This is a genomic window from Saccharospirillum sp. (assembly GCF_039982735.1).
Taxonomy (GTDB): Bacteria; Pseudomonadota; Gammaproteobacteria; order Pseudomonadales; family Natronospirillaceae; genus Saccharospirillum.
Genome location: NZ_JBDWXV010000012.1, coordinates 31984 through 50901 on the forward strand (window position 1 = coordinate 31984; position 18918 = coordinate 50901).

At 57.5% G+C, this 18918-nt stretch carries 22 protein-coding genes; 10 read left to right on the forward strand and 12 right to left on the reverse strand.

All coding sequences use genetic code 11. The features are described 5' to 3' along the window. The first annotated feature begins 10 nt into the window (after positions 1-10). Complete coding sequence (locus ABJT94_RS12280) at positions 11-472, forward strand: hypothetical protein (protein WP_348476169.1); 462 nt, start codon at positions 11-13, stop codon at positions 470-472. 27 nt (positions 473-499) lie between these two features. Here the strand turns inward: ABJT94_RS12280 and ABJT94_RS12285 are convergent, their stop codons facing one another. Then, positions 500-1183, reverse strand: coding sequence for a YjjG family noncanonical pyrimidine nucleotidase (locus ABJT94_RS12285; RefSeq protein WP_348476170.1), 684 nt, complete (start codon positions 1181-1183; stop codon positions 500-502). Between the two features lie 187 nt (positions 1184-1370). Between ABJT94_RS12285 and ABJT94_RS12290 the strand changes: the two genes are divergently transcribed. Continuing rightward, on the forward strand, positions 1371-2534 hold the full coding sequence (locus ABJT94_RS12290) for a twin-arginine translocation pathway signal protein (protein ID WP_348476171.1): 1164 nt from the start codon (positions 1371-1373) through the stop codon (positions 2532-2534). Further along, on the forward strand, positions 2512-2988 hold the full coding sequence (locus tag ABJT94_RS12295) for a MarR family transcriptional regulator (protein WP_348476172.1): 477 nt from the start codon (positions 2512-2514) through the stop codon (positions 2986-2988). Before ABJT94_RS12290 ends, ABJT94_RS12295 begins: the two co-directional genes overlap by 23 nt. 4 nt (positions 2989-2992) lie before the next feature. Here the strand turns inward: ABJT94_RS12295 and ABJT94_RS12300 are convergent, their stop codons facing one another. The 3 genes from ABJT94_RS12300 to ABJT94_RS12310 form a co-directional block, all read right to left on the reverse strand. Continuing rightward, the gene (locus ABJT94_RS12300) at positions 2993-3742 is read right to left on the reverse strand and encodes a siderophore-interacting protein (protein ID WP_348476173.1); all 750 of its coding nucleotides are present in this window, start codon (positions 3740-3742) and stop codon (positions 2993-2995) included. A gap of 259 nt (positions 3743-4001) precedes the next feature. Further along, complete coding sequence (locus tag ABJT94_RS12305; RefSeq protein WP_348476174.1) at positions 4002-5330, reverse strand: ATP-binding protein; 1329 nt, start codon at positions 5328-5330, stop codon at positions 4002-4004. Then, positions 5320-5985 (reverse strand): response regulator transcription factor, encoded by a 666-nt coding sequence (locus ABJT94_RS12310; RefSeq protein ID WP_348476175.1) that lies wholly within the window; start codon positions 5983-5985, stop codon positions 5320-5322. Before ABJT94_RS12310 ends, ABJT94_RS12305 begins: the two co-directional genes overlap by 11 nt. 172 nt (positions 5986-6157) lie before the next feature. Here ABJT94_RS12310 and ABJT94_RS12315 point away from each other — a divergent pair, with 172 nt between their 5' ends. From ABJT94_RS12315 to ABJT94_RS12325, 3 genes are read left to right on the forward strand one after another with little or no spacing between them, the layout of a single operon-like run. Then, positions 6158-6580 (forward strand): PepSY domain-containing protein, encoded by a 423-nt coding sequence (locus ABJT94_RS12315; RefSeq protein ID WP_348476176.1) that lies wholly within the window; start codon positions 6158-6160, stop codon positions 6578-6580. Between the two features lie 39 nt (positions 6581-6619). Further along, positions 6620-7090 carry a DUF2271 domain-containing protein gene (locus ABJT94_RS12320; RefSeq protein ID WP_348476177.1) on the forward strand — a complete coding sequence of 157 codons (471 nt, stop codon included), beginning with the start codon at positions 6620-6622 and terminating at the stop codon, positions 7088-7090. Between the two features lie 21 nt (positions 7091-7111). Further along, the gene (locus ABJT94_RS12325) at positions 7112-9334 is read left to right on the forward strand and encodes a PepSY domain-containing protein (RefSeq protein ID WP_348476178.1); all 2223 of its coding nucleotides are present in this window, start codon (positions 7112-7114) and stop codon (positions 9332-9334) included. 113 nt (positions 9335-9447) lie between these two features. On the opposite strand, the gene ABJT94_RS12330 is transcribed toward ABJT94_RS12325, so the two are convergent. From ABJT94_RS12330 to ABJT94_RS12345, 4 genes are all read right to left on the reverse strand, one after another. Continuing rightward, positions 9448-10119, reverse strand: a complete 672-nt coding sequence (locus tag ABJT94_RS12330) for a haloacid dehalogenase type II (RefSeq protein WP_348476179.1) — start codon at positions 10117-10119, stop codon at positions 9448-9450. A gap of 62 nt (positions 10120-10181) precedes the next feature. Next, entirely contained in the window at positions 10182-11246 is a 1065-nt protein-coding gene (gene hisC, locus ABJT94_RS12335) for a histidinol-phosphate transaminase (RefSeq protein ID WP_348476180.1), read from the reverse strand. 108 nt (positions 11247-11354) lie between these two features. Further along, on the reverse strand, positions 11355-11810 hold the full coding sequence (locus tag ABJT94_RS12340) for a GNAT family N-acetyltransferase (RefSeq protein WP_348476181.1): 456 nt from the start codon (positions 11808-11810) through the stop codon (positions 11355-11357). Positions 11811-11907: 97 nt separating this feature from the next. Beyond that, a complete protein-coding gene (locus tag ABJT94_RS12345) occupies positions 11908-12468 on the reverse strand; it encodes a DUF1415 domain-containing protein (RefSeq protein ID WP_348476182.1) in 561 nt (186 codons plus the stop codon). A gap of 144 nt (positions 12469-12612) precedes the next feature. On the opposite strand from ABJT94_RS12345, the gene ABJT94_RS12350 reads away from it, so the two are divergent. The 3 genes from ABJT94_RS12350 to ABJT94_RS12360 are packed head-to-tail and all read left to right on the forward strand — an operon-like array spanning position 12613 to position 14963. Then, a complete protein-coding gene (locus ABJT94_RS12350; protein ID WP_348476183.1) occupies positions 12613-12855 on the forward strand; it encodes a Trp family transcriptional regulator in 243 nt (80 codons plus the stop codon). A 42-nt stretch (positions 12856-12897) separates the two neighbouring features. Beyond that, positions 12898-14292 (forward strand): anthranilate synthase component I family protein, encoded by a 1395-nt coding sequence (locus tag ABJT94_RS12355; RefSeq protein ID WP_348476184.1) that lies wholly within the window; start codon positions 12898-12900, stop codon positions 14290-14292. Beyond that, entirely contained in the window at positions 14289-14963 is a 675-nt protein-coding gene (locus ABJT94_RS12360) for an aminodeoxychorismate/anthranilate synthase component II (protein ID WP_348476185.1), read from the forward strand. Before ABJT94_RS12355 ends, ABJT94_RS12360 begins: the two co-directional genes overlap by 4 nt. A 74-nt stretch (positions 14964-15037) precedes the next feature. Here the strand turns inward: ABJT94_RS12360 and ABJT94_RS12365 are convergent, their stop codons facing one another. The 4 genes from ABJT94_RS12365 to rpe form a co-directional block, all read right to left on the reverse strand. Beyond that, positions 15038-15409 carry a DUF1304 domain-containing protein gene (locus ABJT94_RS12365; RefSeq protein ID WP_348476186.1) on the reverse strand — a complete coding sequence of 124 codons (372 nt, stop codon included), beginning with the start codon at positions 15407-15409 and terminating at the stop codon, positions 15038-15040. A gap of 26 nt (positions 15410-15435) precedes the next feature. Then, complete coding sequence (locus tag ABJT94_RS12370; RefSeq protein ID WP_348476187.1) at positions 15436-16113, reverse strand: HAD-IA family hydrolase; 678 nt, start codon at positions 16111-16113, stop codon at positions 15436-15438. Next, positions 16110-16940: an HAD-IIB family hydrolase gene (locus ABJT94_RS12375; RefSeq protein WP_348476188.1), complete on the reverse strand. Its 831-nt coding sequence runs from the start codon at positions 16938-16940 to the stop codon at positions 16110-16112. Before ABJT94_RS12375 ends, ABJT94_RS12370 begins: the two co-directional genes overlap by 4 nt. Positions 16941-17053: 113 nt before the next feature. Then, positions 17054-17731: a ribulose-phosphate 3-epimerase gene (rpe, locus tag ABJT94_RS12380; RefSeq protein WP_348476189.1), complete on the reverse strand. Its 678-nt coding sequence runs from the start codon at positions 17729-17731 to the stop codon at positions 17054-17056. Positions 17732-17834: 103 nt separating this feature from the next. Between rpe and ABJT94_RS12385 the strand changes: the two genes are divergently transcribed. Beyond that, positions 17835-18650 (forward strand): DUF3530 family protein, encoded by an 816-nt coding sequence (locus ABJT94_RS12385; protein ID WP_348476191.1) that lies wholly within the window; start codon positions 17835-17837, stop codon positions 18648-18650. Positions 18651-18918: the final 268 nt, after the last annotated feature.

Consider the following 18918-nt stretch of genomic DNA (forward strand, 5'->3'; position numbering starts at 1 on the left):
GCCTATAAAGATGCGTTCAGACCAAAAGTCATTCATGCCGAGAACCATCCTGTTGCTCTCTGATGATGAGACCGTTGCGCACCATATTGAATCAGCGCTGGCTTCTTTTTGCCTGACTCACCACATTGAATACCATGAAAATTTTCACAGCTTCCACCAGTCACTGATCGGCTCATCCTTGCAATCAGCCTCGACGGTCCAGGTCGACCTGATCCTGATCGCCTATGTGGATGACGAGGAAAAAACCCACGAAACACTGTCGGATTTACGGCTTCTGCCACGCTGGAAACTGGTCCCTTCAGTTATTTTTCTGTCCCGGGAAGACCCGTCTTTCACTCGCATGCTGTATCACCTGGGGGCCAATACGGTGCTGAAGTACCCCCTCAGATTCGACGCCTTGCAGCAGTTGATCAGCACCATGGATGCCTATTGGTTTAACACCGTCACCCTTCCTGATAGCGATGAAGAATAGCCCCGTCATAGCAACAGATTAACCAGATCAGTCTCCCAGCAGCAATCCAGGTAACTGGCGTATATCGGTCAGGTGGTAGGTTGGTGGCTCAAGATCGTCCAGCAATTCCGGCGACAGCCAGGCCGTATCCCAGCCGAAGCGTCGGGCGCCGATAATATCGGTCTCGTAGCGATCACCCACCATCAGCACCCGGGATTTTTCCGGTGATTGCATCGCCCGCTCCATGGCTTCAAAAATCGCGGCGGCGGGTTTGCTTGCCCCCACTTCTTCGGAAATCGTCAAAACAGCTATGTGCTCTGCCAGACCACTGCGCTCCAACCGCGAGCGTTGCACCCGGGTCAGACCGTTGGTCAGAATGCCGAGTTGGGCGTGTTTTGCCAGCCGGGTAACGACGCCCGCAGCCCCTTCCAGCAAATGCGACCCTTCCGCCAGAAAATCCAGAAAATGATCGGCCCATTCGGCCGGGTCCGCCGCTATGCCCATTTCGTCGAAAAACCGCCGAATGCGCGTGACCTTGAGTTCGCCCGGGTCGATGGCTCCGCGTTCCAGCTCCTGCCAGAGGTGCTTGTTGATGCCCCGGTAAAGTCGCTGATGAGTCTCGGTGTCTTCAACATTGTGGCTCGTCAGCAAGCGACCCACCGCGTGCTGTTCCGCTTTGCCAAAATCGAACAGGGTGTCGTCTGCGTCAAAGACGATCCATTGATAGTTCATGGAAAGTAGCTCCTGGGTAATCGTAAAAAGGCACACAGGCGATGTCGTACCGGGTTAGCAGCCAATATCCCAAGCGATTCCCGTCGCTGCAAGTGTCTTGAATTTACATTTTAGTACGATATCGCACTTGTTTAGTACGAAGTCGCACTATATGCTCAAAACTTCACTCATAGACCGGTACCAACAGATGAAGACCCCCATACTCTCCAGCTTATCAAGACGGCACTTTTTGACCCTGGCAGGTGGCGGCGCCATCGTTGCGGCAGGCAGTGGTATTTGGTTGTTTTCAGTTACCCGCACGCCTCATGCAGCGCTGGCGCCGTGGACGCAGGCTGGCACCTATGAAGAGCCGCGCCGGTACGCCCTGTCCCACGCGATTCTGGCGCCCAACCCTCACAATCTGCAGCCCTGGATGGTGGACTTAAGCGAAGCAGACACCGTTACGCTGTTGCCAGACCCGACACGCCGACTACCGGAGACCGACCCCTTCGACCGTCAACTGACCATCGGGCTCGGCTGCTTTCTGGAGCAGATGACCATCGCCGCCAGTGCACGCGGCTACCGGGTAGACACGGTGCTGTTTCCTGAGGGCAGTGAGCAAGACCGGCTGGGCGACCGTCCGGTGGCCCGTTGTACCTTTACCGCTGCCGACCTACCGACCGACCCTCTGTTTGCGCAGATCCCTTACAGACGCTCCAACAAGGCCCCATTCGACATGGATCGCCCGGTAGCCGATACGACCCTGGCATCCCTGGCTCCCGCCGTGCCGGGTGTTCGCTTTGACGGAACCGTAGAGGCCAGGCGCGTTGCCAGTCTTCGGGCACTGACCTGGGAGGCCTGGCTGGTGGAATACCACACGCCGGCGGCGCTTGAAGAAAGCATCGATCTGATGCGACTGGGCAAGGCCGAAATCAACGCCAACCCCGACGGCATTGATTTGGGTGGTATGCCGCTTGAGGCGCTGATCGCCACAGGGCTGGTCACCCGTGAAGCCCTGGCCACACCCGGCACGCAAAGCTATGAAACCGGCATTTCGATGTACGAGCCGATGCTGGCTGCAACGCCTGCTTTTGTGTGGCTTGCCAGCGCCGATAATAGCCGCACTACGCAAATTGCCAGCGGTCGCGCCTGGCTGAGGCTCAATTTGCTGACCACGCAACAAGGGCTGTCGCTGCACCCGGTTAGCCAATGTTTGCAGGAATACCCGGAGATGGCCGACCATTATCGCCAGGTACACCAGGCGCTGGCGCAGTCCGGCGAGACCATTCAGATGCTCGGTCGTTTAGGGTATGCTGCTCCGGCGCCGCAAACCCCGCGCTGGAGCCTGGATGACAAAATCAAACGCACCTGACACCACGCCACCGGATGATGGGCGCACTATGTTCGAACTGCTTAATGAAGTGGGCATCATCGCGCAGCTGAGTCGGGCGTTGCTGGAATCCCGGCTGGAGGACGGCCTGACCATCCACCATTTCGGTGCGTTGAATCATTTGGTCCGCCTGGGGGATGGCCGCACGCCGATCGACATGGCTCGCGCCTTTCAGGTACCCAAGACCAGCATGTCACATACGCTGGCCGGGCTTGAGAAACGCGGGCTCATTCACCTGGTACCCAACCCGGCTGACGGCCGTGGGAAACTGGTCATCCTGACCGACGCGGGTCGTGACGTTCGTGAACGCGCGATCCACACCATCGGTCCGGACATCGCCCGCCTGGTACCGGAGTTTGAGCCGGGAGAGGCCCAGTCCATTCTACCGGTGTTACGCAAACTGCGAACCTTGCTCGATAACGCCCGGGACCGTTGACGGCTCAGTCGGCTTTGGCCTGTTCGGCGTCCTGGCTCTTAACCACCTTGTGCTGATCTTCACTGATGCCCATCTTCCAATAACTGGACACGTAGAGATGGCTCCTGGCGACTTGCTTGTCCTGTTTGAAAAAAGCCCGCAACGCTCGCATGCTTTGAAACTCGCAAGCAGCCCAGGCGGCCGGCTGCCCTGGCAGCCAGTCGAGTTGCTTAACCCGGTTCAGCAGCACCTGGCCGTCCGGGTCGGGCTCGGCGTTTACCACCCAGACCAGTTCCAGGTCATCCGGTTTTTCCAGTTCCTGAATGTCGGCACGGTCGAGCACTTCAATAACGGCATAGCCACGGGCATCGGCCGGCAACAGCCCGAGATTGACGCTGATCGCCGGTAGCGCTGTCATGTCGCCGATCAGCAGAAACCAGTCAGCCTGCTCATTAACCAGCTTTTTGGGGCCTGGTCCCCCAATCAGAATCCGGTCGCCCGGCTGAGTGTCCTGCGCCCATTGGGATGCCGGGCCCGTCGTATCGTGAATCACGAAATCGACATCGATTTCAGCGTCGCGGTGGTGGCGAACGGTGTAGGTTCGCATCAGCGGGCGGGCTTCGCCCGGGGACGGGAAAATCAGTTTGATGTAAGCGCTCGCCTGGTCGTCGGGAAACGACGCCATGCCCGCGCCGCCCAGGGTAACGCGGCGCATGTGAGGGGTGACATCGCGGGTAGCCAGTACTTCCAGCTCGCGGGGTTCTGGTTTGACCATGTCGGTGTCTCCTGTTAAACGGGTTGATAAAGCCTGTCTGATAGGTCGGAGCCTACCACAACCAATGCAAATGATAAATATTATCATTTAAGAGAATCTCATCGCCTGCCAGCGAAACGCCCGGGTGCGGGCGCTTGGCAGTGGCATTGAAGACCCGGGCACCTGGTAAACCAGTCACGACCGTTTATTACGGCCGTTCATGCGCTTCACTCAACGGTTTGGACCGGTCAATGGGCACAACATAAAGCCCGCTAACCGGCTATCGACTGACAACGACATTGAGCTCGGCCTGAAACCCGTCTTGCTGCTCCGGCGCCGGAGACCGCAATACCAGGTGCAAACCAGCACCTTCAACAATGGCATCGACAATCGCCAAGCCAATACCCGACCCCGGCGCCTGGGTGTGTGAACGAACAAACCGTTTGCGCAATCCGGCCAATTCGTCAGGCCCCAACGCGGTGCCCCGGTTGGTAACAGCCAGTTTTCCGTCTGCCGAAAGGGCTACTTTCACGGGTGATCCCTGCTCACCATGCTTGAGTGCATTGTCGATCAGGTTTCTAACGAGTATGGCAAACGCATCCGGGTTCAACAGTGAATTAACTGGGGCATCACTGCGCTGAAGTATCAGGCGACCGGGTTCCTCCCGCTCACAATCACTCACAACCGTCTCAAGCACCGGTACCAGGTTGTATGGGGTCTCCGACAGGACACCACCGCCTTCTGCTTTTGCCAGTTCAAGCAGCTTCTGTGACAGCCGCGACAGCCCCTGCAGCGACGCTTCGATCTCAGCCACTTTACGCAAAGAGGGTGTTTCAGACAGATCCGCTTTCAAGCGTTGCACTTTTGCCAGCGCTGTTGCCAGGGGCGTTCGTAACTCATGGGCACTGTTGGCGGTGAAGCTTCGCTCGGCATCAAGTACGCGCCGAAGTCGCTCCAGTAACCGGTTGATCGAGACGGCCATGGGTTCCAGTTCTTGCGGAAGTTGATCGACCGGCACGGGAGACAAATCGGCCGCTCCACGAACTTCCAGTGACTCGCTGAAGTCCACCACCCGGCGCAATGAAAACCGAACCGTCCACCAGACGCCCAGAAGACTGACCGGAATCAGCAGCAACAATGGCAACAGGAGTGCGATGCCGGCTTCTAAGGCCGCCTCTTGCCGATGCATCAGCGGTTCGGCAATGTCGATGAATATCGTCTGGCTGACGGCAGAGGTGCCGTAAAGTCGGTGGGTAGCGGTGTTATAAAATCCATTTCCCGGTCGCTCGTTAAATACCGATAGATCCACATCATGCGACTGAAGCAAAACAGTGCCAGACGCATCCCGTATGAGGTAGGTCAGGTATTCGTCGTGGTCCGCCATCGCCGGTGCTGTCTTCTGCACACGATCGGATTCACGACTGAGGATATCGGTCACCGCCAATGGCAGAATTCGTTGCGCCGTTTCCTGCAACGCACTGTCGAATACCTCTTCCATTTCGTGCTGTGCAACCATGCCTGAAGCCAGCACACCCAGCAACCAAAGCACGGTGACGCCCGCTGTCAGGCCCAGGCTGAGCGTTCTCTGCAAGCTGCGTTTACCCTTCATGGGTTTTCAACCGGTAGCCCATGCCACGAACGGTTGCCACCAGATCCCGTCCCAGTTTCTTGCGCAAACGGCTGATATAAACCTCGATGGTATTGCTCTCAATTTCGGCGCCGAATTCATAGAGCCGGTCTTCGAGCTGCGACCTTGAGAGCAACTTCCCCGGGTGTTGCAGGAATGCGTCGAGCAGTGCCCACTCCCGCGATGTGAGCTCAATGGGCTCGCCATTGCGCACAACGGTGTGATCGCCCAGATTGACGGTCAGTTCACCAACAGACACCACTGGATTCGGATTGCCGCGGTATCGACGGGCAACCGCAAACACCCGGGCCGACAATTCCGACAGGTCAAACGGTTTGACCAGGTAGTCGTCCGCGCCGCAATTCAGCCCCTCAATGCGATCGGATACCTGGTCGCGCGCCGTCAGAATAATCACCGGGGTGGCATTTCCGCCGTGGCGCAGGGACTTCAGAAAATCAATGCCAAAGCCATCGGGCAACTGAAGGTCCAGAAGAATCAGATCGTAGTGCGTGGTTCTCACGCTGGTTTCGGCAAATGCGAGGGTTTGCACCCAGTCTACTGCATGGCCATCGGCGCTGATCTGCTCCTGGACCGCCTCGCCAAGGCCGACAGTGTCTTCCACTAACAACACGCGCATTCGACATCCTTAAACGGGTTATGTGCTTACCATAGTATCGCTGAAACCTGACAACCATCTGAATTCCAAACGTTTGCTGAAAACAGACACACGCGTCGAGGTATTACCCCTTTCAGGTCCGAGTCAGAAACACCGGATACAGTGGTGACATTCAACTGAGAGGACAGCAATCATGAAAACACCTTCCCTGGCTCTGAGCCTATCCCTCCTGCTGATCAGCGGGGCAGCACTGGCCGATGACGACTGCGACGACCCCATTGCCAACTGGCAGCCTAGAGAGGCATTGCGCCAGCAATTGCAGGACGACGGCTGGATTGTTTATCGCATCAAAATTGACGACGGCTGTTATGAAGTCAAAGCACAGGACAACGAGGGAAATCGTGTGGAAGCCAGCTTCGCCCCCGCGTCGCTTGAAATGATGGAATGGGAGCGAGAAGACGACGAGGACGGCTATGACGATGATGACCATGACGACGACAAGGACAACAACCGTCAGTATCAGCCGGCCGTCAACCGCCAACCGACTAATGCCGGGCAGCCCTCTGCCCCAACGAACGGCATTGTAAACAATCGACCTACGGTCACCGTTGAATAACTGTTTTACGGCGAACACAACCACCGCGGAGATCAGACAATGAAGCAACCCCTGTTAACACTCGTTCTTGCTGTGGTGCTGGCATTCCCTGCCCTGGCTCTGGCAAGGGAAGTCACGTTAACCACTCAGATGGCCAACTACCGGGGGGACGGAGCTTACCTCGCCCTCTACCTGACGGACTCGAACGGAGTCTACAAGGGCACCCTCTGGATCGCGGGCGGCAAACGCAAGTACTACGAGCACTTGCGTGACTGGGCCAGAGGCAGTCGCATGAACCCGGCGGACTACGACGGCCTGACCGGAGCCAGTGTCACCCGCGGCCGTACACTCAGGATTACGCTCGACCTGGACGATTCCCTGCTCGACAGCGGTCACGAGATTCGTATCGATTCCGCGGTGGAGGATCTGCGTGATAACCGGTCGGATGTCGTGGCGCCGCTGACGACGGAAGGCGCGGGCAACCCCATCAGCGGACGAGGCTACGTAGAGTCGTTCACCTACGAATTCTGAGGCTATACAGGAGCTCTGTTCATGTGGCGCACCTTTCATTCAATCGCTGGCTTATTGGCTGCGGTACTGTTGATCACCGTTGCCAGCAGCGGGGCCATCTTATCGGTGTCTCCCGCTCTGGATCGTTCAGGTGCGACCATTCCGGCACAGGGCACAGTTTCAGTCGCCCAGCTCGCCGGCCGAGTGGTGAACCACTATCCGCAGACCGAACAGATAAAGCGATTACCCTCGGGTGTGATTGTCGTTTACTACGTCAATGACGGTACCCCGGGAGCAGACCGGGTCGACCCTCTGACAGGTTTGGGAGTCGGGTCCTATCAGCCGCCACCCCTGTTCCGCTGGGTCAAGGATCTGCACCGTGCGTTTTTGCGCGACGATGGCGGACGTTTGCTCGCGGGTCTGACCGCTGCCGTCATGGTATTGATGTGCCTTTCGGGTGCCTTTCTGCTGGCTCGCCGCTCTGGTGGTTGGCGATCACTGTTAAAACCACTGACGGGAACCGGTGATCAGCGGGTGCACTCTGAACTGGCACGCTTTGCGATCATCGGATTACTGCTGTCAGCCCTGACCGGCACCTACCTGTCTGCCGTTCGATTCGGTCTGGCACCTGAGCCGATGAGCAATGAACCGGCCTACCCGGCAGAGGTGACTGGCGGCACTCCTGCCACCGTTAGCTCGCTCAAGGCGCTTCGGGAAACCGACCTGAATTCTTTGCATGAACTGGTCTTTCCATACCCGCATGATCCATTGGATGTGTACTCACTGAGCACCCGGCAAGGCTCTGGGTTTGTTGACCCGTCCACCGGCGAACTGCTGGAATTTGAAGCGACAACCTCCCACAGTCGGCTCCATGGCCTGATCCTCAGTCTGCATACCGGCGAGGGTTTGTGGTGGCTTGGGCTGTTAGTGGGCGCGTCATCACTGACCGTACCGGTTCTCGGCATCAGTGGAACCCGCATCTGGTGGCGGCGCCGGAGTTCGGTAGACCGTTCGCTGAACAACGCCGACATCGCAACCGCCGATACGGTGATTCTGGTCGGTTCAGAACACAACACGACCTATGGTTTTGCCCGAGTCCTTCATGAGCAAATGGTCGCAGCAGGACGACGGGTGCTGACGGCCGACATGAACGATCTGGCTCAAGCCTACCCCAGCGCCTCGATGCTGTTCGTACTGACAGCCACTTACGGCGACGGTGGCCCGCCTGCGTCTGCCGAATCGTTCATGCGGAAACTGAACCACTTTCACATCACCCACGGTCTTTCTTTCGCTGTACTCGGCTTTGGTGACCGGCAATATGCCGACTACTGCCGGTTTGCCGTTGAAGTGGACGAAGCGCTGGGGAGAATTGGGCTCGAACGGCTCGATGAGGCCGCGTTTATTGATCGACAGTCATCCCGGATGTTCAATGACTGGGGCCACCGACTGGCAAAACGGATCGATGTGCCGTTGTCACTCGTCCATGACCCTGTCCCTTCAACCCGGTTCAAGCTCGAACTGCTTGACCGGGCTGACTTCGGCGCACAGATCGATGCGCCCACCAGCATCCTGCGGTTCGGGCCAGCCCGGAAAACCGGCATGGCATCCTATCTTCCCTGGCGGGGTGCCAGACCCCTACCGGAATTTGAAGCCGGTGACCTGATCGGTGTGATCCCGCCGGGTGACGAAACGCCCCGTTATTATTCACTGGCCTGTTCAAGCACCGACGGTTTACTGGAAATTTGTGTGCGCAAGCAGCCTGGCGGCGTCTGTTCCGGGTTTCTGCACAACCTGAAAACGGGTGAGCAAATTCAGGGCTTCATCCAGCCTAACCCGGACTTCAGACCGGCACCCGGTCGGCACCCCATCATCTTAATCGGAGCAGGCGCTGGCATTGGTCCGCTGGCCGGATTTATAAGGAAGAACAATGCCCGCAACCCCATGTTCCTCTATTGGGGGGGACGAAACCCCCAGTCGGACTTTCTCTATCAGCCTGAACTTGACCGTTATCTTGATGACAGCCGGTTAACCGGCCTGACGACGGCCTTCTCAAGAACTGACAATCGGGCCTATGTTCAGGACAGAATCACCGAAGACGCACCAACCCTTCGCGACATGATTGAAAAGGGTGCGCAGATACTGGTGTGTGGCGGGCGGGAGATGGCTACCGGGGTCAGGCAGGTAATCGATGACCTGCTGGTGCCACTCGGCACCAGTGTCGACACCCTAAAACGAGAGGGTCGCTACCTGGAAGATGTTTATTAGCCAGGACTTTCATTAATCGCAAGGTTGGGCTTCTAAACGGCCAGCACGTGCTTACCCATAACCAGGAACGATTGTCGTTGGACGTGCCGTCATGAGGGAACTTCCATCAGGCTTTACAAGCCCAATTTTCCCGCCAGGTCAGTCAGAGAAGGCACGGTAACGTCAGGTGCTTCCCCCCAGGGGTCGAACGGGGCGTCGGCCCTATTAACCCAGGCGGTTCGCCAGCCTGCATGCCGCGCGCCCAGAATATCAAAGGGGTTGCCGGAGATAAGCCAGGTATTGTCGGCGCGCGAATCTGCCGTTTCAAGGAAGTGCTGATACACCCGTGGAGCTGGCTTGAAGGTGCGCAACAGATCGACGCTGACAATGCCTTTCAAGTCCTCGATCAACCCGGCATTCTCTAGCAATTCTGACGCAATGGCCGCCTCGCCATTGGTGAAGCCAAAGGCATCGACCCCCATCAACGACAGTTGCTGCAATAGACTCACGGCATCCGGAAAGGCCGGCAGATGCCGGTACGCCATCAGTAACTGATCACACTGGTCGTCACTCAATGCGACGCTCGCTTCACTCAGGGCAAAGCTCAGCGCCTGGCGGGTACAGACCGAGAACGGCTGATACTGCTCCATCAGCCCGCGGCGAAAACTGTACTCCAGCTGTTTCTCGCGCCAGCGACGACTGATCGCCGCAGCCTGCTGCTCATCGTGCAGCATGTCCGCCAGAGTCAATTGAATGCCCTGAGTGTTGATCAGTGTGCCGTACACATCGAAAGCCAGCGTAACCATCGTAGCTCCGCTATTTAAGGAATGGGCTGTCAGTCTAGTCGATGATGCAAACAGACTGATCGCTACTGCAGATACGACCGGACCAGGGAGAGTAGTCTGTCCATCTGTTCATCGGTGCCGATGGAGATACGCACAAACTCACGGACCCTGGGTTTATTAAAGTAGCGGATCAGTACGTTATCCTGCCGTAACCGGTTGGCCAGTTCCGCGGCATCCAAACCGGCGGGCGGACGCGCAAAGACAAAATTGGTTTTCGAAGGCAGTACCTCAAAACCCAGTCCAACCAGGGCTCCGGTGACGGTCTCGCGGGTTGCCATAATCTGTTGGCAGCAGGCCTCGAAATAACCAACATCGCGCACGGCAGCACAGCCGACCGCTTCGGCGATGCGGTCAATCGGATAAGGGTTGAACGAGTTCTTCACCCGGTTCAGCGCTTCGATCAGGTGCGCCTGCCCGGCTGCGAAGCCAAGCCGCATTCCGGCCAGCGATCGGGATTTGGAGAAGGTCTGTACAACCAGCAAGTTCGGGTAGCGGTCGATCAGTGCCACGGCAGACTCCGCGCCAAAATCCACATAGGCCTCGTCGACCACAACGACCGATCCGGTATTGCGCTGCAGCAGGGTTTCAATCTGATCGAGTGACTGCGCCAGGCCGGTTGGCGCATTTGGGTTGGCGAAAATGATGCCGCCGTTGTCGGTGGTATAGGCATCAAGATCCAGCGAAAAATCCTCTGCGAGTGGGATGGTGTGATACTCCACCCCAAACAACTGGCAATACACCGGATAAAAACTGTAGGTGATGTCCGGGAACAGAATCGGTCGGGCTTGCTTCAGCAGCCCCATAAACGCCATGGCCAGTACATCATCTGAGCCGTTGCCGACAAATACCTGCGCCGGTGCCAGACCCTGGTCTTCGGCAATGGCGTCTTTCAACGACTGGGAGTTCGGGTCCGGATACAGACGCAACCGCTCGGCGGTAGCCGGTTGCTGCAACAGTTGAGCAACACCCGGCGCTGGCGGGTAGGGACTTTCATTGGTGTTCAGCTTGATCAGGCCGTCTACCCTGGGTTGTTCACCCGGGATGTAGGGGTCCAGAGAGTGAACCAGAGGGCTCCAGTAAGACGACATGCACAACCTCGAATCGACAGTAATTGAGCGACAGCATACCAAAAGCCATCGCGCGCAGGACAGCCTGTTCAGCCGGGCTTGAACAGCAACCCGCCAGATTCGGTGGCGCTAGCCCTGTTTCAACTGATACATGATGAAGTCGCTGGGGCCACCGGTGTATCGGTCGTAGAAACCACGACCCCGCTCGTTGAAATGCTGGGTAATCCAGCGCAATGCGGGCCAGCCACGTTCACTGGCAAGGGCTTGCAGCGCTTCGAACAGGGCATCCGCAGCACCGCTGCCGCGTGCGGCCGGGTCAACAAACATGTCATCCAGAAAGCCCACGTCACAGCCACCCAGTGGACGCGGGCAGGCACGAACATGAGCCAGACCAACGACGGCACCGGCTTCGTCACACACCACCAGCCCTTCGAGTACATGGTTTGGGTCGAGCAGCCAGTCCAATACCCGGTCGGCGGTCGCGTCATCCATTGGAACGCCATAGAAGTCGGCGTAGCCGTTAAACAGGGCGCGCCAGTCGGGTTTGTCTTCCAGGGTTACAAAGCGGGTCTGGTGGTTTGGCATGGTCTTTCTCCTGGCTGGGGTGAATGGGAAAGGAGTACGCTCCGGTTCGTCACAGCGATCACCCGGCAAGCAGCCATTGGGTAACGGTTTAGGCCGCTTACTGGCCGCCACCAGTCGCCAGACACCCCGCCAACAGGGCTTTCATCTTTTCAGTGCCCATGTCATTCATCATTTGAATGTTGTTATCGGGTATGGCGTCGACATCCGGGTAGGCATCGATTGCCGCTTCGAGGGAGTCTTCACGCAGCAGGTGCAGCATGGGGTATGGCGAGCGGTTGGTGTAGTTCTCCGGATCATCACGCTCGGTACCACCAAACTGGTATTTGGGGTGAAAGCTGGCGATCTGGAAGATGCCTTCCAGCTCCAGTTCGATCAGCAGGCCTTCGGCGACACCCAGAAAATCGTTGTAATCGTAAAAGCTCTCGTAGAGGCGCGGGTGAATCAACAGGGTGGTTTCAATGCGGTCTTCCCCGGCCAGAAACAGCAACTCCTCTTGCAGGGCTTCGATCAGTGCGGCTTCAGAAGTGGCGTGAGTCACACTGAACCTCACCCGATTTTTCACCAGCTCGCGCTTGGCAAAGGGGCAGAGGTTCAGGTCGATCACGACCTGTTCGACCCAGGCGCGGGTCTGGGCGATCAGTGCGGCGTCGTCGTGCACGGGGCAAACCTTCAAATCGATGAGTGTCAGGCGCTCAGTGTATCACCGTTGACTGGAAAGGCTTGACTTCAACTGGCCAAACGGTATCGTACTAGTACGCTAGTACAAACCAGCGACCCACTACACTGATTTCGGCCAAAAACGATGACCGACGACCCTTACAAAGCCGAGTTGATACGCCATTTGCTGGCCATCGACTCGCCAAGCGCCATGGATACCGCCCTGGAAAGCCTGCTGACCCCTGCGGAATACCAGGAAATCAGTAAGCGCCTGCAGATCTTCAAGCTGCTTAACGAGGGCGTGGCCCACCGCAAAATCGTTGAACTGCTGGGTGTGGGCATTGCCACGGTATCGCGGGGCTCGCGGGCCCTGCGCGACACCCACTGACCCGACCCACATCAACGGAACCCACCTTGCCAGGATGCCTTTATGTCTGACATGCCAAAACCCTTTACGCTGCCGCGTAAACCGCATTATGTGAAGCTCGCGGCTGACTGCGACTTCTTTCAGCTGTTCAAGAAGATCGAGAAGCAGTTCGATACCTGTTACATGCTGGAATCGCTCGGTGAAGACAGCCACATTGCCCGGCACTCCATTATCGGGTTTGATCCGGAATATTGCCTCTATGCCAATGGACGGGAACTGACCATAGAAGACCGCGACGGCCAGGCCAACACCTACTCAAGCAGAAACCCGTATGAATTGTTGCGCAGCCTGATGCCGCAAAACATCATTTCGAGAAAATACGCGGGGGGGCTCTCTGGCTACCTGGGCTACGATGCGATGCAGTATTTCGAGCCGACGCTGCAGCTAAAGGCCAATGATGATTTCGACACCTTTCGGTTTGGTTTGTACAAAGACGGCCTGATTCTCGACAAAATGACCGGTGAGGTTACCTACTTCTATTACGACAACAGCCGCTACGATTTTCTGCAATCGCTCATCGAGTCTGAGGACGCGCCGAACGGAGAGCTTCGCATCACGTCACTCGGCGACACTATGAGCCAGGCAGAGCATGCCGCGGCGGTTGCCAAGGTGAAACAGGACATCATCGACGGCAAGATCTTTCAGTGCGAAGTGGGTTTTAAAAAGCGCTTTAAAATTGAAGGCGATACGCTGGCACTCTATGAAAAACTGCGTGATATTAACCCCTCACCCCAGATGTACTACGTGAAATTCGGCGCGCAGAAACTGGTAGGCGCCAGCCCGGAAATGCTGTTTCGTTTGCGCCAGGGCGAGATGGAAACCTTCCCATTGGCGGGCACCACCAAACGCGGCGCCAACACCCAGGAAGATACACAGTATGCCCGCGCTCTGCTGAACGACCCGAAAGAAATTGCCGAGCACAATATGATTGTCGACCTGCATCGCAACGACATTGGTCGCGTGGCGCAGTTCGGCACGGTAAAAGTGCGCAGCCTGATGGACATTAAACGCTTCAGCCATGTGCAGCATATTTCCAGCGAGATTGTCGGCATTATGGCGGAAGGTGAAGACATGTTTTCGGCCCTGGCCAGCAATTTCCCGGCGGGCACGCTGACCGGCGCGCCCAAAATTGAAGCCATGAAAATCATCAACGACCTGGAGACGGATGGCCGCGGCCCCTATGGGGGGGCAGTGGGTCAGTTCTCGTTCAATGGCGATTGCACCTTCGCCATTCCAATCCGTACGGTTTTTGTGAACGGCGAACGCGCCTATGTGCAAACCTGCGGTGGCAATGTCTACGACAGCAACGCCGACGATGAATACGAAGAGATCCGCCGCAAGTTTGCAGGCACACGCAAAGCGCTGGAGCCCTTTATGGTATCGGAGGCGTCGGCATGAAGATTCTCATCATCGACAACTACGACTCCTTCACCTACAACCTCTATCAGTTCATTGGGGAGATTCTGACGTCAGCCAAGAACCGCAGCGTGATCGAGCATTTCGAGATTCTGGTGCGTCGCAACAACCAGGTCAGCTTTGACGAAGTAAAAGCGATGGCGCCGGATCGAATCATCATCTCACCCGGCCCGGGCTCGCCGGATGATGAACGGTATTTCGGTGTTTGCGCAGACGTCATCCAACACCTGGGGAAAACCACACCCCTGCTTGGTGTGTGTCTGGGCATGCAAGGCATCGTTCATGTGTTTGGTGGCCAGGTGGTTAAAGCACCCTTGCCGATGCATGGCAAGATCAGCCCGGTCACACACAACGGCCAGTCGGTATTTCGCGGTGTACCGGACCAATTGGAAGTGATGCGTTATCACTCACTGATTGCCGCGGCTGAAACCTTGCCTGAATGTCTGGTCGTCACCGCTGCGGTCGGCGACCTCAGTGCTGACGACTTTAACGACCGGCAACGGCTGGCCCGGGGTGGCAATTTCGAATTAATGGGCGTTAAGCATCGCGACTTTCCGATTCACGGCATTCAATTTCATCCGGAATCTTTTGCGACTGAGGGGGGCAAGGAGTTGATTGCGAATTTTCTATTTATTGAGAATGAGCTGGTATAACAAGACCTGCCTGGTAATTTTACGCCAGGCGAACGCTCTCCCAGGGCGCGGGAGAGCATTTGAAGGGCTGGGCTCTAGCCGCCGCTGAACGGCGCAACAATTCCAAGCACCACCAGCGCAGCAATAGCCGGCGCTGCCTGCACCCATAAAATCTTACGGCTGACGGTGGCGGCACCATAAACCCCGGCGACGATGACACAACTGAGAAAGAAGATCATGACCGGAACACCGGCCGTGCCAAGTAACAACCCCCAGAGCAAACCAGCAACCAGAAAGCCATTATAAAGGCCCTGATTAGCGGCCATTACTTTGGTTATTTCGGCTTTTTCGGCGTTCATGCCAAACACCTTGCGACCGATCGGTGACGTCCATAAAAACATTTCCAGCACCAGAAAACCGAGGTGCAACAAGGCGACCAGCGCCACCAGCATTTGAGCTAAATACATCACAAAAGTCCTTGTGTGAGGAAGGGTTAGTGCTGTGGCGCAGGGCTTGCAGCGGCCAGACACAGCGCAACGACAGACTCGAAGTCATCGACAATGGCCAGTGGATGAAACGCTTCCAGCGGCACATTGCCATGATAACCATAACCGACCGCAATGCCACGCATCCCAATAGCATGGGCCGGCTTAAGGTCGTTTTCAGAATCCCCGACCATGATGGCTCCGGCCGGTTCAATGCCGAATTCGGCACACACCTGAAGCAGACTTTGCGGGTCGGGCTTGGGGCGCTCGACTTCGTCGCCGCACAATACCCGGTCAAAGAAGGGTGCCAGCCCCAGCTCAGTCAGAAAGGTGCCGGTAAAGTGAGAACTTTTATTGGTAATGCAAGCCAGCCTGAGCCCCTGGTGTTGCAAGGTTGCCAGGCCATCGACGACGCCGGGGTAGATATCAGCCTGCATCAGCGTACGCTGATAAGCCTCGCGAAACAGGGCGTGTGCCCTGCTGGCATCGTCCTCAAAACCGTGGCTGTAGAGGCCACGTTCAACCAGTTTTTCCGGCCCATTGCCGACCCAGCGGCGCACGTCGTCGATGCTGCAGCCATGGCCGGTGAGCGTGGTTAACACCTCGTCGAGCGCGGCATGAATGCCACGCGCGCTGTCGACCAGAGTGCCGTCGAGATCAAAGAGTATGGCGGTTGCCGATGTCACAGACTGAAGCCGTAACGCTCTGCCAGGAAATAGGCAATGGCGCTGTCGGTGTTCTTGCCGATGATGCCGGTCGATACGGCTTTTACTTCATCGAGGGCGTTCTCCATGGCGTACGCTTCGTCGGCGAGCTTGAACATGCTGACATCGTTGTCTGAATCGCCAAAGCAGACCAGGCGCTTGGCCCCGGTCTGGCGCTGCAGAAACTTGACCGCATCGCCCTTGGTGCCGCTGATGTGGTGAATGTCCATCCAGTAGAAGCCTTCGCGGTACATGTCGGGCCCGGCATAAACCTGCACATTGGGCATGTCGGCCAGTTCTTCGGCCATGTACAGGACTTTTTCGTTTTCAGTCACGGCGAAGACGTTCAGAATTTGTTCCTGAATCGAGGAAAAGTCGGCATTCAGTTGCACATTGATCGCCTGGCTTTCCATGTATTTGGCCCAGGCTTCTTCGCGCTCGGTGCCGATGCGGCGAATCACCGCGCCAATGCGGTCTTCGTGATCCAGCGTATTCAGCCAGGGGTTAATGCCGTGCACTTCCAGGCGGCGGCAGACTTCAACCAACTCCATCGGGTCCATCGGCTGGGCGTTGATGCGCACGTTCTCGTTGAGATCCCAGATCAGCACGCCGTTCTTGTAGGCCTGGGGGTGGCGGAACCGCACATCGGGCAGGGCTTCGCGACCGCCATGCGGCATACGGCCGGTGGCGACGGTCCAGGCAACGCCCAGTTCATCGAGTTTGTTCAGTGCCGTTCGAGTCAGGTCGGTGATGCAATCTTCGCCGTCGATCAGCGTGCCGTCGAGGTCAAATACCAATAATTCGTCCACAGGATCTCCCGGGTGAAGGGCGGTGCAAAAATGGCACCGCTCAAATAGAACGTCGTTTTAAAGCCGCTATGTAAAACACTCACGTTTCGGAGTTCGCGGGTGGCAGAGCCCAATCAGGCACTGCGGGTTTTGGCCAGTTCCTGGCGCATGTCGGCGATGCGGGTTTTGTAGTCATCGGCATTAAAAATGGCCGACCCGGCAACGAACGCGTCGGCGCCAGCTTCGGCGATGGCCCGAATGTTGTCGACTTTCACGCCGCCGTCGACTTCCAGCCGAATATCGCGACCCGAGGCTTGTATACGGGCGCGGGCGTCGCGCAGTTTATCGAGTGCGGAGGGCAGGAATGACTGGCCGCCGAAACCGGGGTTGACCGACATGATCAGCACCTGATCGATCTTGTCCATGACATAATCCAGATAATGCAGCGGGGTGGCCGGGTTGAACACCAGGCCGGCCTTGCAGCCGCCGTCGCGAATCAGCTGCAGCGAGCGGTCGATGTGGTCGCTGGCTTCCGGGTGGAAGGTAATGATGCTGGCGCCGGCCTCAATAAAGTCGCCAATCAGCCGATCTACTGGAGACACCATCAGGTGCACGTCGATGGGGGCGGTTACGCCGTGATTGCGCAATGCCTTGCACACCATGGGGCCGATGGTCAGGTTGGGCACATAGTGGTTGTCCATCACATCGAAGTGGACCCAGTCGGCACCGGCGTTCAGAACGGCATCCACTTCTTCGCCCAGTCGGGCAAAATCGGCGGACAATATGGAGGGGGCTATGACAAAATCGGACATTTCGGGGCGTCTCACGGCTGGCGGAACGCCCATTCTAGTGACTGCCAGAGGGAGGTCAAACGCCAATGTGTCCGACCACCGATAAAACCCGGGTTACCACCCGATGACGCAACGCTCCCTGCTGCTGATATTCAGCCTGTGTGCGCTATTCGCGATTAGCGCTTACAGCCGGGCAGAAGCGTTGGGCCAGGCGCGTGCCAACCACCTGAATGACCTGGCTCAGGCACGCGAAAATGCTCAGAATGGCGAAGAAGTTGTCATTCTGGGCGAAGGCGACAACGCCTTCCTGGGCTTAAGCCTGCAGCAACGCACCGCCACCCCACAGGGCGCGGTGCTGATTCTGCACGATCAGGGTCACAACCCGGACTGGCCAGTACTGCTGCAACAGGCTCGGAACTATTTGCCCGATGTCGGTTGGAACACCTTGTCGATCGCCCTGCCTCTGGTGGGCGGCTATGCCACCGATGCCGAGGCAACGCTCAACCGCATCGCCCTCGGTCTGCAACGCCTGAACCAGGACGGCCAGTTCAATCTGGTGGTTCTGGGCTATGGTGAGGGCGCTTACTGGGCGGCCCGCTATCTGTCGGAACGTCTAACGCCAGACCAGGAAATCGGCTATGGGCTGATGATGGTCAATGCCAAAACCATCGAACCCGACCTGCCCAACCTGATCGGCGGCCTGAACATCGCCATTCTCGACTGGGTGTCCGACGACGCCCCGGCGGCGTTAAGTGCAGCCGATAACCGCCGCGCGGCAGCCCGACGCAACCAACTCGAACGCTTCACTCAGATCCGCGACCCCGGGCAAGCCTCGTTTTACAACCAGGCCACTCCCAATCGCACCACCCGACGGCTCTGGGGCTGGCTACGCACCCGAATGGCCGGGCGTGAGGGTGAAGTTCGGACAATTGAGGAGTAGTCGGTGCCCGGGAGGTTAGTCCTACAGGTGGCATGAGTTCGTGCAGGATAACGGGTATGCCTATCCGGGTGGTGCGACACATCGCTCGGCGTGAACCCATCCATGGCGGTCCGACGTCTCGGGCCTAGACCACAGCATCCATGCTGTGGACTCCCCCGGATAGGCATACCCGCCACCCAGCACTTGCTTTTCGGGTAGATCTGCAACCTGCAAGATACGAAATCGACAAGTTACATACTCAACACGGCCTACTGGCACAGGATTATTT

What these genes read in the sequence shown, in the direction of transcription:
- ABJT94_RS12280 (WP_348476169.1), top strand. Translation starts at nt 11, where the DNA reads ATGCGTTCAGACCAAAAGTCATTCATGCCGAGAACCATCCTGTTGCTC.
- ABJT94_RS12285 (WP_348476170.1), bottom strand. Translation starts at nt 1,183, where the DNA reads ATGAACTATCAATGGATCGTCTTTGACGCAGACGACACCCTGTTCGAT.
- ABJT94_RS12290 (WP_348476171.1), top strand. Translation starts at nt 1,371, where the DNA reads ATGAAGACCCCCATACTCTCCAGCTTATCAAGACGGCACTTTTTGACC.
- ABJT94_RS12295 (WP_348476172.1), top strand. Translation starts at nt 2,512, where the DNA reads ATGACAAAATCAAACGCACCTGACACCACGCCACCGGATGATGGGCGC.
- ABJT94_RS12300 (WP_348476173.1), bottom strand. Translation starts at nt 3,742, where the DNA reads ATGGTCAAACCAGAACCCCGCGAGCTGGAAGTACTGGCTACCCGCGAT.
- ABJT94_RS12305 (WP_348476174.1), bottom strand. Translation starts at nt 5,330, where the DNA reads ATGAAGGGTAAACGCAGCTTGCAGAGAACGCTCAGCCTGGGCCTGACA.
- ABJT94_RS12310 (WP_348476175.1), bottom strand. Translation starts at nt 5,985, where the DNA reads ATGCGCGTGTTGTTAGTGGAAGACACTGTCGGCCTTGGCGAGGCGGTC.
- ABJT94_RS12315 (WP_348476176.1), top strand. Translation starts at nt 6,158, where the DNA reads ATGAAAACACCTTCCCTGGCTCTGAGCCTATCCCTCCTGCTGATCAGC.
- ABJT94_RS12320 (WP_348476177.1), top strand. Translation starts at nt 6,620, where the DNA reads ATGAAGCAACCCCTGTTAACACTCGTTCTTGCTGTGGTGCTGGCATTC.
- ABJT94_RS12325 (WP_348476178.1), top strand. Translation starts at nt 7,112, where the DNA reads ATGTGGCGCACCTTTCATTCAATCGCTGGCTTATTGGCTGCGGTACTG.
- ABJT94_RS12330 (WP_348476179.1), bottom strand. Translation starts at nt 10,119, where the DNA reads ATGGTTACGCTGGCTTTCGATGTGTACGGCACACTGATCAACACTCAG.
- hisC (WP_348476180.1), bottom strand. Translation starts at nt 11,246, where the DNA reads ATGTCGTCTTACTGGAGCCCTCTGGTTCACTCTCTGGACCCCTACATC.
- ABJT94_RS12340 (WP_348476181.1), bottom strand. Translation starts at nt 11,810, where the DNA reads ATGCCAAACCACCAGACCCGCTTTGTAACCCTGGAAGACAAACCCGAC.
- ABJT94_RS12350 (WP_348476183.1), top strand. Translation starts at nt 12,613, where the DNA reads ATGACCGACGACCCTTACAAAGCCGAGTTGATACGCCATTTGCTGGCC.
- ABJT94_RS12355 (WP_348476184.1), top strand. Translation starts at nt 12,898, where the DNA reads ATGTCTGACATGCCAAAACCCTTTACGCTGCCGCGTAAACCGCATTAT.
- ABJT94_RS12360 (WP_348476185.1), top strand. Translation starts at nt 14,289, where the DNA reads ATGAAGATTCTCATCATCGACAACTACGACTCCTTCACCTACAACCTC.
- ABJT94_RS12365 (WP_348476186.1), bottom strand. Translation starts at nt 15,409, where the DNA reads ATGTATTTAGCTCAAATGCTGGTGGCGCTGGTCGCCTTGTTGCACCTC.
- rpe (WP_348476189.1), bottom strand. Translation starts at nt 17,731, where the DNA reads ATGTCCGATTTTGTCATAGCCCCCTCCATATTGTCCGCCGATTTTGCC.
- ABJT94_RS12385 (WP_348476191.1), top strand. Translation starts at nt 17,835, where the DNA reads ATGACGCAACGCTCCCTGCTGCTGATATTCAGCCTGTGTGCGCTATTC.